The sequence below is a fragment of the Flavobacterium resistens genome (assembly GCF_900182645.1).
GTDB lineage: Bacteria > Bacteroidota > Bacteroidia > Flavobacteriales > Flavobacteriaceae > Flavobacterium > Flavobacterium resistens.
Genome location: NZ_FXTA01000001.1, coordinates 1,060,618 through 1,073,894 on the forward strand (window position 1 = coordinate 1,060,618; position 13,277 = coordinate 1,073,894).

Here is a 13,277-nt window from a genome sequence, read left to right on the forward strand (position 1 = left end):
CAGTATCTCAGAACCTTAGCACCTTAAAATCTAATTACACACTAAAAATATTATAAACAATAATATGATCGTCGTAATTGATATAAAGTTGTTTTCGGAAATCTTGTTTTTTACGGGTAATAATTGAAAGTTTGCATTCTTTTCCGTCATTGTCTTTACACATGAAAGAATAGACAATATCAGTGTCATTTTCTTCTCTTTCGATGTAATCCAAAATATTGAAAAGCTGAATCTCTTGAGAATAAACTACAATTCTGTGTTTATTTGTATCTAAAACAACACTCAGGTTTACCAAATCCAGGTTAGACCATTCGCCCCACTTTCCTTTTTGATTTTTCTCTAAAACACTAAAACCAGATGTCTTAAAATTATACGACTGACTTTGAGCTTCTTGCAGTCCAAAACCAAAAAACAATAGCAATATAGAGATGCGAATAAAATTCATGAAATATTTCTTACAGGTAATTAAAATTCAAATTTAGACTTTTCTTTGGATGCAGCATCAAATTCAGCTATCATTTGCTGCATAATTTGCTCAACAGGCAAGATTTCATGAATAAGTCCTGCAATTTGTCCAATTTCAAGCTCGCCTTCTTCAAGATCTCCTTCAAACATTCCTTTTTTGGCTCTGGCTCTGCCCAAAAGCTGAACCAATTCTTCTTTAGATGGACATTTTTCATATAAAGCCTGAACGTCATGATAAAATTTATTTTTTACCAATCGTACAGGAGCTAATTCTTTCAAAGTTAAATGAGTATCACCTTCTTTGATATTAACTATCGTTTCTTTAAAATTATTGTGGGCTGAAGATTCAAATGATGCTGCAAAACGACTTCCTATCTGAACGCCATCGGCACCAAGAATCATCGCTGCTAACATTCCTCTTCCGGTTGCAATTCCACCCGCTGCGATAAGCGGAATTTGGATTTTTTCCCTCACCATCGGAATCAACGTTAATGTTGTTGTTTCATCACGCCCGTTATGTCCTCCTGCTTCAAAACCTTCAGCTACAACAGCATCAACGCCAGCATCTTGAGCTTTCAAAGCAAAAGCACTGCTGCTGACCACATGAACAACCGTAATCCCTTTTTCTTTCAAAAATGAAGTCCATGTTTTAGGATTTCCAGCCGAAGTAAAAACAATTTTCACGCCTTCTTCCACAACTATATTCATAATTTCTTCAATGTTAGGATATAACATCGGGATATTGACTCCAAAAGGTTTATCAGTAGCTTTTTTGCATTTTTGAATATGTTCTCTCAAAACTTCCGGATACATTGATCCAGCGCCAATAAGGCCTAAACCTCCCGAATTACTTACCGCAGAAGCTAGTTTGTAACCGCTGTTCCAAATCATCCCGCCTTGTATTATTGGATATTTTATATTAAAAAGCTGCGTAATTTTATTCATGCAATATGCTATTATTGTTTGATTATTTTTCCTGTTTTATGTAAACCATCGGCATCAAAAGTATAAAAATAAAGACCGCTGTTTAATGTTTCTACAGAAAGAAATGGATTTTGATTTGTAATTTGTTTTTCAATTACTTTTTGGCCTAAAACCGAAAAAATTGCAACTGAAGCACTGTAATTTTCCTCAGGAAATGAAAACGAAATTACTGTTTTTGCTGGATTCGGAAATACTGAAAAAGTCGAATTTATGACAAAATCATTAATGCCTAAATTAGCGCCAAAATTTGGAATTCCGTAACCGTAATTAAAATTTGGAGCCGTATAACGATCAGATGATTCTAAAATCATTTGCCTGATTTCTTTGTTTGTTTTTGTTGGAAACGCTTGCCAAAGACATGCAACCATTCCTGCCATAACAGGACATGAAAAAGAGGTTCCGTCTGCAGTGCCAATATTTCCAGAAGCATCCGAAACTGTTGTTGCGCTTCCCTGCGCCATAATATCTGGTTTTACCCGATTGTCAAAACTTGGTCCAATAGAACTGAAATCAGATTTTACTTTTGCCGCAGTGACTGAACCAATAGCTAGCACTGAAACTGCATCGGCCGGAGCGCCAATATGCGGTTCGGGAGTTCTTCCCTCATTTCCTGCCGAAGCCAATATAATCATTCCTTTATTGAAGGCGATTTCTGCCCCTCTTGAAATAAAAGTTGTACTACCATTCATATCACTGTATGTATGACTTTCACCGGCTTTATCAAATTCAAAATAACCTAAAGAAGTTGTAATAATATCAACTCCAAGACTGTCTGCTATTTCAGCAGCTTCAACCCAAAGCGATTCTTCAATAGGATTTTCTGATGCATCATTTTCAGTTATAAATAAATAATAGGAAGCATCTGGTGCTGTACCAACTAAAGAATTCTCTTTATAGCCGCCCATTGTCGAAAGTACTAAAGTTCCGTGATCATCGCCAGTATAAAAATTGGTATTTCTATTAACGAAATCGTATCCGCCTAAAATTCTGTTATTTGTTTGAAGATTCTGAAAAGGCTGAGCTGTATTCACACCAGGAAAACCAGCATCTAAAACCGCAATAATTTTTCCTGATCCGGTGTAATTTTGCTTATGTAAAGCCTGTCCATTAAGCATCTGGATTTGATTTGCCGAATTTCCATACGCATAATCAATAGTCGTTTTAAGCTTATTTTTTGTTTGAACGGTGCTATTTTGATTAACCTTTTTTCCTGTATTCAGCGTTTTATTTGTGAAAACTATTTTATCAACAAATGATAATGATTTAAGTACCGAAACATTAGTTTGAGTTCCTCGTATATGAAGCGCATTCAGCCATTTTGATTTAGCCAAAACCGTAATTCCTGTGCTTGATTTTATTTGTGAAATATAACTTTTTTCAACAGGAACATCGGCAATATCTAAAGCAATATTTTGAGCTGTTCTTCGAGCTAAAGAACGCTGTGTCAGCATATCAGAAGGTTTGTCTAAAAAGGATTGCGAACTCGGTTTATCTTTAAAATAAACCCATGCATCTTCTTGCGAAAACATCACAGAAAAAAAAAGTAATAGAAAAAAGGTGAAACAGTATTTCATAGCCTACTTTTTAAAAAGGGAAAATCCCTGTAAAAAAGTATAAAGCTAAGAAATTACTCCCGAACCAACTAATTCATTATCTAAATACCATGCAACAAATTGGCCTTCAGTAATCGCAGATTGAGGTTCATCAAAACGAACATACATTCCGTCTTCAAATTGATACAAAATAGCTTTTTGCAAAGGCTGACGATAACGGATTCTTGCCATTACTTCTTTTGTTTCACCTGGTTTTAAAGTCATGTCTTCTCTAACCCAGTGAATTTCAGAATTTCCAACAAATAATGCTTTTTTAAATAAACCTGGATGATTACTCGATAAACCTGTATAAATGGTATTTGTATCAACATCAGTAGCAATTACAAATAAAGGATCTGTGGTTCCTCCAACATTTAACCCTTTTCTTTGTCCTACAGTAAAATAATGAGCACCTTGATGTTTTCCAACTATTTTGCCCATTGTTGGCAGATAATTCAGTTTTCTAGATTCGATTTTTAATTGCTCTTCTAAAGATAATCCAGAAATATCTTCAACTTCATAAATCGGGTCATTTTTATCAATCTGAACGATTTTGCCATCTTTTGGCTGTAATTTCTGTTGCAAAAATTCCGGCAAACGAACTTTCCCGATAAAACATAATCCTTGTGAATCTTTCTTTTCAGCGGTTACCAATTCCATTTCAGCAGCAATTTCTCGTACTTCTGGTTTAGTTAAAGCTCCAATTGGAAACAATGCTTTTGACAATTGCTCTTGCGACAACTGACATAAAAAATACGATTGATCTTTATTAATGTCATTTCCTGCAATTAATTGATAAACAGGTCTGCCATCAACTTCAATTTCATTTTTTTGACAATAATGTCCAGTTGCCACATAATCAGCACCTAGACTTAAGGCAATTTTCATGAAAACATCAAATTTGATTTCGCGGTTACAAAGCACGTCAGGATTTGGAGTTCTTCCCTTTTCGTATTCGTTGAACATATAATCAACGATTTTTTCTTTGTATTCCTCGCTTAAATCAACAGTCTGAAACGGTATTCCAAGTTTTTCTGCTACTAATAAAGCATCATTACTATCTTCTAACCAAGGACATTCGTTAGAAATAGTAACTGAATCATCATGCCAGTTTTTCATAAAAAGGCCAATAACTTCGTATCCTTGTTGCTGCAATAAGTAAGCAGCAACACTAGAATCTACTCCACCAGAAAGTCCAACAACTACACGTTTCATTCTAAATCGTTTATATTTTTACAAGGGTGCAAAGATAAGCCAAATAATAGAAAATTATAGTCGTTTTGATTAGTTTATATAATCCCGCAGTAGACAAAACCTATCGTTTTTTTTAATTACTTTTAATAATCAATAAAAATGTCATGCAAAAACTTGTTTACAGCTTAATTTTTCTCTTTTTGACCGCATCTTTGAGTGCTCAGCGATTCCGTGCTTCGTTACCAGATTATGAATCTTATAAAGCTTTTAAAGGTAAACCACTATCTGATAAATTCTCCAATATTGAGTCTGTTAAAATTGTTTACGATTTGAGGCAGAAAAAAATGTACTACTTTAACAGCCAACTTATTTCGCATCATTATCAATTTGCAACTGAGTATCTGGGTTATGACAAAGATATCGACGTATTTAATAATGAAAATTACAGCGATAGTGAAAAAGACAGAGACTATTTGCTTGGGAATTTAAATCACATTAAAGGAACAGAAAAATGGATTTTTGAGCTTGCAGCTTCAGATCATATGAAAGTTTCACAAATTGAATGGTTTTATAATCAGGTAAAAAATAGCTCTTTTATTGGCGACAATCTTAAATTTTATTTGAATGATCCTGAGAAAATAGCCTTATTTCAAGAAGGAAAATTTAAAATTCCCTGTGTAAAATCAGATTATATTTTTAACGAAATTACCTATCAGCAAGTTGCCGGCGGATCAGCAATTGGAATCCTCAAACAATACAAAATAAAGGATTTAGAGAAAATTAAACCCAATCCGGATGAAATTATTATCCTTGACGGAACTCCAAACATATTACCAGAGGCGAAGGGCATGATTGTAAACGAACTTCAAACTCCGCTGAGTCATTTAGTGCTTTTGGGTAAAAACCGAAAAATCCCCATAATGGCTTATAAAAACATTGATAAAGACAACACTATCAAAAGATTGCTTTCTAAAAAAGTAGAATTCAAAACTGAAATTGATACTTTTTATTTGAAAGAAACAACAAAAAAAATCACTCAAAAAAATACTTCAAAAAAGAAAATACTAACAATCGACAATTCAGTAACTGACATAATTGATCTTTCTTCGATTCCAAAAAAAGGAGTAAATTATATTGGTTCAAAAGCGCAAAATATGGCATATTTAATTGCTATTTCAAAAGATACGCCTTTTAAAACTCCTGAAAATGCTCATGCCATTCCTTTTTATTATTATACAAAACATATTCAGAAACCTTCTATTTCTGTTTTAATAAATGAGTTGCTTAATTATCCGAAAAAGGATTCAATAGCTTGGAGAAATAAAAAGCTAAAAGAAATTCGGGAAGCTATCAAAACAGAAAAAATTGATCCAGAGTTAATTGCAAAACTAAATCAGACTTTTAAAAATGCTTCTTTTAAAAATTTCAGATTCAGATCATCAACAAATGCAGAAGATTTAGATGATTTTAATGGCGCCGGATTGTATGATTCTAAAACGGGAATTTTAGGCGACAGCATAAAAAGTTTCGAAAAAGCAATCAAACAAGTTTGGGCGAGTGTATGGAACGAAGCTTCTTATAATGAAAGAGAACTTTTTGGAATCGATCAACAACAAATTGCAATGGGAGTTTTAGTACATCGTTCTTTTCCTGAGGAAATTGCCAATGGAGTTGTAATTACAAAAAATATATTCCGAAGAAACTTTCCCGGATTTACGGTCAATGTTCAAAAGGGAGAAAATTCAGTTGTAAAACCTGAAAAAGGAGAAGTTTGCGAACAATTTACTGCTTATCATATCAACGAAGGAAACGATGATGAAGATTTTGAAATTGATTATACCTCAAACTCAAATTTAAACAATAACGAGCCATTACTAACACGAAAAGAGATGAACCGGCTTTATATTGTCAGCAAAACAATCGAATCAAAAATGTATCGATATTGGCGCAAAAACCAATTTCATCCTGTAGATATTGAGTTTAAAATTGTTGGCGAAAACAGGGATTTATATATCAAACAAGTTAGGCCTTTTAATGAATAATCAATAAAAAACTTGTAGATCGATTTCGTTTGTAATCGTATTTACGAGAATTATTTTGAATTCAAAATCAGAGATTTGGATCTTTTCTTCAATTGTTTTTCTTATGTTTCCATTATTCAATGAAAAATTGCTTTCAACCGAAATTTTCAAATCGACTGTGTTCAAATATTTTGAAACTTTCCTGTTGACAATAAGTGAAGCTGCAATATAAAATCCGATAATGATCAACTGAAAAAACAAAAGAACTTCGATTTTTTCATACGGATACATGATATCTAAAATCGAAAGCGTGATTGTCGCAAAAAGAAAAATAATTGCATTTACGGTAAAAGATTGTGTCCTGAATCGTAAAATGGAAAAAATAGCAAATAAGCCAAAACCTATTCCAACTCCAATTTCAATTTTGGTAAACAAATAACACAGTGAAAAAGTACACAACCCAACAATGACCATCAATGGATTTATGGTTTCGTTATCTTTTCTGTTTGAGAAAAAATACAAAACCAAAATTGAAAAAAACAATAATAAAAATCTACCTATTAGTTCGTTTAAATTCATTTTTTCAAAGTGTTAGACAATCAAATTTAAAAAAAGTTTGCCACGAATTCACGATTTTTTTCATTCTAAAATTAATTCGTGAATTCGTGGCAAAAAAATATTTTTCTTTCCAGCAGTTTAATTTATTCCATTTTAGGCTTAGAGTCTGCCTGGTAATTGCTTTTTGGGTCGCTCATATTAACTTCTTTGGTTAATTTTCCTTTTAAGTAAAACTGCCATCTTCCGACTTTTTTTCCATTCAGAAATTTCCCTTTAGAAGCCATTACACCATCCGAATCATAAAAAATTGCGTCGCCATTATATAAATTATCTTTAAAAATTGATTGCTCTAAAAGAATCGCATTTTGCCCATATTTTTTATAAATACCTTCTTTCAAACCATTCTTATAGGTCATTTCTTCGGCAATTTTCGCATCTGGATAATAAACAGATCTTATACCTTCGAGCTTTCCATTTTTGTAATTTTCAAGTGTCATCACAACCTTTGATGCTTTGTGGTAATATTTCCATTCGCCTTCACGCGATTTTCCAATTTCTTTTCCCTCACTTACTTTGTTTTTATTTTGATCGTAAAAAATCGTGTACGAACTTCCGTCATTTGCAGTAAAATCACGACTTGCAATTACGTCACCTTTTTTAGTGTCATCAAAAAACTTAAAAATTCCGGTTTCTTTTCCGTGATCAAAAGTTCCTTCATAACGAGGACGTTTAGAGATTTCATATGTTCCTTTCCAAACCCCATCCTTTTTTCCGTTAGAATCAACTTTATTAAAATCCTGAGAAAAAGCTACACTACTTATTAAAAATAATATCCAAAATTTTTTCATAATTCGTTTTTCTTTATAACAACAAATATTCAGTTTTAGTATTGCAAAAGTATAACCAATTTTACTTTTATCCTGATTTTTAAAGGCTCAAAATTTATTTTAAATATTGTTTACTTTTTATTTGGTTAATTAAAAACACAAAAACTACACAACAGCACAAAACACAACCAAATTACTAATAATCAACATTTTAAACTTTTAAACAAAAGAGTTAAATCTTTATTAAATTTAATATTTGTTTAATATTTTATCAAAAATGTTAAACAAAATTTATAATTTAGCCAGACAAACGAAAAAAAACAATATCATGAAAACAATTAAAATTAAATTAATTGCTTTTTTAGCGTTAATTACTTTCGTCACTGTTTCCTGCAACAATGATGACGATTCCAGTCAGACTCCCCAAACAATTGTATCAATTGCGCAAGCAAATCCAAATTTAAGCTCTTTAACTGCTGCCTTACAAAAAGCAGATTTAGCCACAACATTAAAATCTTCTGGTTCCTTCACTGTTTTTGCCCCAACAAATGCAGCCTTTAGTGCTTTTTTAACTGCAAACGGATATGCCGACCTCAATGCCGTGCCTGTTCCTATACTTAAGGAAATATTATTAAATCATGTTTTAAGTACTAAAGTAAAATCAACTGAAATTGCAACAGGTTATGTAAAAACTCTGGCCAAAGGAGGTGCTTCAACCACAAACAACATAAGTATGTATCTCGAAAAAAATTCTGGTGTTGATATTAATGGTGGAAAAACAAATGGCGGAGCAACGGTGACTATTGCTGATATCCCTGCTTCTAATGGCATTATACATGTTGTAGATGGCGTAATTGGTCTGCCAACTATTGTAAATCATGCAATTGCCAATAAAAATTTCACTACTCTTGTAGCGGCTTTAACTTACAATCCATCGTCAGGATTTGCCGGAATTTTATCAGGAACTCCTAGTTCACCTTTCACTGTTTTTGCTCCAACTAATACTGCTTTTTCGAGTTTTTTAACTGAAACTGGATATTCTGGACTTGCTGCCATACCTGCTAATGTTTTAGAAACAACCCTAAAATATCATGTGGTTGCCGGTGCAAATGTATTATCAAGTTCTTTGACAAACGGACAAATCGTAAGCACTTTTGCTGGACAGAATTTTACGATTGGATTAACCGGCGGAGCAAAAATTACTGATGCAAACAACAGAGTCAGTAATATTATAGCTACTGATGTACAATGTTCAAATGGAGTTATTCATGTAATTGATAAAGTCCTATTGCCTAAATTTTAACCACAAAAAAACCGTCTCGTTAAAAAAACGAGACGGTTTTTTTTATATAATAAGTAAAATTATTTCTTTTTATTCTGAGCTTTTGCTGCTTCTTGCTGTTCCATAACTTCTTGAAGACGTTGCTGGAATTTACTTGGCTTTTTTGGCTCTTTTTGTTTGTTTTCCTGAATTTGAGCGTGAATTTTATTACTGTCCACGATATAATTCTTAATCACAAACATAATTCCAATTGTAATTAAGTTTGAAATAAAGTTATACAAACTCAAACCAGCACCGTAATTATTGAAGAAAAGCAACATCATTAATGGCGAAACATAAATCATGATTTTCATCATCTTCGCCATATCCGGCATTCCTTCCTGTTGAGGCGCAGCCATTTGCTGATCTCCAGAAGTCATTTTCATATAGAAGAAAATTGCAACCGCAGCTAAGATTGGGAATAAACTAATATGATCTCCATAAACAGGTATTGTAAATGGTAATTTTACAACAGCATCAAATGATGATAAATCGTCTGCCCAAAGGAAACCTTTTTGTCTCAACTCAAAAGCTGCCGGGAAAAACTGGAACGATGCATACATAAAAGGAAGCTGAATCAAAGCCGGGATACATCCTGCCATTGGGTTTACTCCTGCTTTGTTGTACAGTTTCATTGTTTCCTGTTGCTTTTTCATTGGGTCTTTTTTGTATTTTTCTCCCAACTCTGTAATATCAGGTCTTAAAACTTTCATTTTTGCCTGAGACAAGAAAGATTTATAGGTAATTGGCGACATAGCCAATTTGATGATAATCGTAAAAATGATAATCGCAATACCTAATGACAATCCGATTGTTGAACTTAAGAACCCGAACAATGGAATAAAAATCCATTTGTTGATCCATCCAAAAATCCCCCATCCTAATGGAATAATTTTTTCAAAATTTTTGTCGTAAGCTTTTAATGTTTTATAATCTGCCGGACCAAAATACAAGCTCATTTTATAGTCAACTTCTCCATTTGAGAATGCTAAAGGCAAATTAGCTCTGAATTGTTTTGTAAAAACAGTATCAATTTTTTCGTCTTTAACTAAGTTATCTGATTGCAATTTTGAAGTTTCAAAAGGCTTTTCAGTTGCTAGAATTGTAGTGAAGAAATGCTGTTTAAAAGCAACAAAGCTAACTTTTTCAGGAGTTTCCTCTTTTCCTTGTCCTGTAGAATTTACATTACTGTATTTTGATTCTTCGTATTTGTAATCAATCTGAGAAAAACGATTCTCATACGAAATACTTTTTTCGTTTCTGTATGTTCTTAAATCCCATTGTAAATCCAATGGTTTAGAAGAATTTAAAACTTTATTCAATCCTTGAGAACGAACGTCAAAACCAACTAAATAATCATTTGGTTTTAAAACATATTTGTACTCTAAAAATTCATTAGCCCCTGCTTTCAAACGCATTGACAAAACTTGATCTGCTCCAACTTTTTCTAATGTTGGCTCAAAATACAAATCTTTAGAATTTAAAGTTCTGTTGTCAGCAGTCTGTAACTGAATATTTAAGTTTGAATTATTGTCTTTAATTAACTCAACTAATTGTTTAGACCCTTTTTTAAACTTTTCGAATTCTTTTAAAGTTGCCTCAACGATGTAACCACCCTTATTAGCAATTTTTAATTTAATCTTTTCGTTTTCGATTGTTGTAAAAGATTCTTTTGCAGAAGGAAGCGTTGCAGAATAAGCAAAACCACCTAAAGTTTTTTGCAATTGCGCTAATTGAACAGTATCACCAGGTGTTGCAGCTGTTACTGGTGCAACAACAGTTTTAGCTTTATCAGCTTTTGCTTGAGCTTCTTGTTTAGCAACTAATTCTTTCTTGGCTTTTTCAGCAGCAATTTCCTTCTCAGAAGGTTGATTTTGGTACATAATCCAAATCAAAATTCCAAATATCAATACAAAACCAATGATTGAATTAAGGTCTAATTTTTTTTCTTCCATTATTAATTAAAAAAGTTATTCGTTTGAGGCTATTAGTATTCGTTTAATTTAAAAGTTACAGTCTCTTAGAATATAATTATTATTTTTTATGCGCATTTACAGCAGCTGCCACAAAGTTTACAAAAATAGGGTGCGGATTTGCAACTGTACTTTTATATTCCGGATGGTATTGTACACCGATGAAGAATGGGTGATTTTCAAGCTCTACAATTTCTACTAAACCTGTATCAGGATTAACTCCAGAAGCTTTTAAACCAGCCTTTTGTAATTCATCAGCATATTTATTGTTATACTCATAACGGTGACGGTGACGCTCAGAAATTGTTTTTTGACCGTAAATTTTGTGTGCCAAAGTGTTTGGTTTAATATCACATTTCCAAGCACCAAGACGCATTGTTCCTCCTTTATCAGTAATTGTTTTTTGTTCTTCCATTAAATTCACAACCGGATGAGGCGTTTTATCGTTCATCTCAGTAGAATTTGCTTCTGCGTAACCTAAAATATTTCTAGAATATTCGATAACAGACATTTGCATACCTAAACAAATTCCGAAAAACGGAATATTGTTTTCACGCACATAACGAACTGCTTCAATTTTTCCTTCAATACCTCTTTCTCCAAAACCTGGAGCAACTAAAACTCCGTCAAGAGTTCCTAATTTTTCTTCTACGTTATCAGCATTGATATGCTCTGAATGGATAGAAATTACATTTACTTTAGTTTCATTTGCTGCACCTGCGTGAATAAATGCTTCTAAAATAGATTTGTAACAATCCTGCATTTCAACATATTTACCAACTAAACCAATGTTAACGGTATGTTTTGGACTTTTTAATCTGCGTAAGAAAGTATTCCAGTTTTTAAGATCCGGAGAAGCTTTTTTAGGCAAATCTAATTTCTTTAAAGCTACAACATCTAATCCTTCTTCAAGCATTAAATTTGGAACTTCATATATAGTAGAAGCATCAATTGACTGAATAACCGCTTCTTTTTTAACATTACAAAACAAAGCTAGTTTTTGACGTAATTCCTGAGATAATTCGTGCTCAGTTCTACAAACTAAAATATCAGCTTTGATACCACTTTCCATCAAAGTTTTAACAGAGTGCTGTGTTGGTTTTGTTTTTAACTCACCAGCAGCAGCCAAATAAGGAACTAAAGTTAAGTGAATAACAATTCCATTATTTTCTCCTAATTCCCAAACTAACTGACGAACAGATTCTATATAAGGTAACGATTCAATATCACCAACAGTTCCTCCAATTTCAGTAATTACAATATCATAATCGCCAGATTTACCCAGCAATTGCATTCTGTCTTTGATTTCGTTAGTGATATGAGGAACGACCTGAACTGTTTTTCCTAAAAATTCGCCTCTTCTTTCTTTTTCAATAACCGAAAGATAAACCCTTCCTGTAGTAACGTTATTAGCCTGAGAAGTAGGAACGTTCAAAAAACGCTCATAGTGTCCTAAATCTAAGTCAGTTTCAGCTCCATCATCTGTCACATAACATTCTCCGTGCTCATATGGGTTTAGTGTCCCCGGATCAACGTTAATGTATGGATCAAATTTCTGAATAGTTGTACGGTATCCTCTTCCTTGTAACAATTTTGCCAAAGATGCCGCGATAATTCCTTTTCCTAATGAAGAGGTCACACCTCCTGTAACAAAAATATATTTTGTTTGATTCATTCTGTTGTTGTTTGTAAGTAGTTGTGTAAAAAACTTGGCAAAAGTACAAATTTAATTAGACAATTTATCAAATAGAGAATGAGATAATTTTGTAAATTTTTAAACAAATCGATTAGTTGTTTCTGTAATCGATAATTTTAAGTTTTAATTGGGAATATTTTTGAAGAATGTCCTTATTTCTGAGTTTAAAATATTTAGAAAGGGCTTTAAAATAAAGAAGCATATTGATGAACGTTACTATAAGGCAGTTTTTAAAGCAAAAAAAAAATATTATAATTTAAAAAACACTGACTTGTACACATTTATGAATTCAGGCTTGAATTCTGTGGTATCACTTTGTTTTTGGAAATTATAATATTTTTGTATTTCAAACTTAAATAAAAAAAATCAAACTTGCAAAGATTTTTCCTACTATTTAATCGGTTTCGGATATTGCTTCTTAATATTACGTATTAATTCTTCTAATCCGTTTAGTTTTAATTCATAAATAAGCTGCAATTGCTGCCCTAATTCTCCTTTTGGAAAACCTTTATTATGATACCAAACGACATAATATTCGGGTAAATCAATTAAAAAACGTCCTTCATATTTTCCGAAAGGCATTTTAGTATGTGCTAATTTTATGAGAAGTTTTTTGTCTTGTTCCATTTTTTTTTAGAGAAGAAAG

General features: G+C 32.5%; 11 protein-coding genes. 2 read left to right on the top strand and 9 right to left on the bottom strand.

Going from position 1 to position 13,277, the window contains the following annotated elements; all coding sequences use genetic code 11:
• Window positions 1-34 precede the first annotated feature (34 nt).
• Genes FN795_RS04615 through mnmA form a run of 4 tightly spaced genes read right to left on the bottom strand, consistent with a single transcriptional unit; the run spans window position 35 to window position 4,256 of the window.
• A complete protein-coding gene (locus FN795_RS04615) occupies window positions 35-445 on the bottom strand; it encodes a hypothetical protein (RefSeq protein ID WP_035648834.1) in 411 nt (136 codons plus the stop codon).
• Window positions 446-465: 20 nt separating this feature from the next.
• On the bottom strand, window positions 466-1,410 hold the full coding sequence (locus FN795_RS04620) for an NAD(P)H-dependent flavin oxidoreductase (protein ID WP_142449577.1): 945 nt from the start codon (window positions 1,408-1,410) through the stop codon (window positions 466-468).
• An 11-nt stretch (window positions 1,411-1,421) separates the two neighbouring features.
• The gene (locus tag FN795_RS04625) at window positions 1,422-3,023 is read right to left on the bottom strand and encodes a S8 family serine peptidase (RefSeq protein ID WP_142449578.1); all 1,602 of its coding nucleotides are present in this window, start codon (window positions 3,021-3,023) and stop codon (window positions 1,422-1,424) included.
• A 45-nt stretch (window positions 3,024-3,068) separates the two neighbouring features.
• A complete protein-coding gene (gene mnmA / locus FN795_RS04630; protein WP_142449579.1) occupies window positions 3,069-4,256 on the bottom strand; it encodes a tRNA 2-thiouridine(34) synthase MnmA in 1,188 nt (395 codons plus the stop codon).
• A gap of 143 nt (window positions 4,257-4,399) precedes the next feature.
• Here mnmA and FN795_RS04635 point away from each other — a divergent pair, with 143 nt between their 5' ends.
• Window positions 4,400-6,277, top strand: a complete 1,878-nt coding sequence (locus FN795_RS04635) for a PEP/pyruvate-binding domain-containing protein (protein ID WP_142449580.1) — start codon at window positions 4,400-4,402, stop codon at window positions 6,275-6,277.
• Here the strand turns inward: FN795_RS04635 and FN795_RS04640 are convergent, their stop codons facing one another.
• Both FN795_RS04640 and FN795_RS04645 read right to left on the bottom strand, forming a co-directional pair.
• On the bottom strand, window positions 6,278-6,835 hold the full coding sequence (locus FN795_RS04640; protein ID WP_142449581.1) for a DUF4956 domain-containing protein: 558 nt from the start codon (window positions 6,833-6,835) through the stop codon (window positions 6,278-6,280). It lies immediately after the preceding gene.
• Window positions 6,836-6,957: 122 nt separating this feature from the next.
• Window positions 6,958-7,662, bottom strand: coding sequence for a toxin-antitoxin system YwqK family antitoxin (locus tag FN795_RS04645; RefSeq protein ID WP_142449582.1), 705 nt, complete (start codon window positions 7,660-7,662; stop codon window positions 6,958-6,960).
• 307 nt (window positions 7,663-7,969) lie between these two features.
• On the opposite strand from FN795_RS04645, the gene FN795_RS04650 reads away from it, so the two are divergent.
• Window positions 7,970-8,944, top strand: coding sequence for a fasciclin domain-containing protein (locus tag FN795_RS04650; RefSeq protein ID WP_142449583.1), 975 nt, complete (start codon window positions 7,970-7,972; stop codon window positions 8,942-8,944).
• Window positions 8,945-9,003: 59 nt separating this feature from the next.
• On the opposite strand, the gene yidC is transcribed toward FN795_RS04650, so the two are convergent.
• From yidC to FN795_RS04665, 3 genes are all read right to left on the bottom strand, one after another.
• Complete coding sequence (gene yidC, locus FN795_RS04655; RefSeq protein WP_142449584.1) at window positions 9,004-10,917, bottom strand: membrane protein insertase YidC; 1,914 nt, start codon at window positions 10,915-10,917, stop codon at window positions 9,004-9,006.
• Window positions 10,918-10,996: 79 nt separating this feature from the next.
• Entirely contained in the window at window positions 10,997-12,610 is a 1,614-nt protein-coding gene (locus FN795_RS04660; protein WP_035648853.1) for a CTP synthase, read from the bottom strand.
• 411 nt (window positions 12,611-13,021) lie between these two features.
• Complete coding sequence (locus tag FN795_RS04665; RefSeq protein WP_035648867.1) at window positions 13,022-13,258, bottom strand: DUF3820 family protein; 237 nt, start codon at window positions 13,256-13,258, stop codon at window positions 13,022-13,024.
• Window positions 13,259-13,277 lie beyond the last annotated feature (19 nt).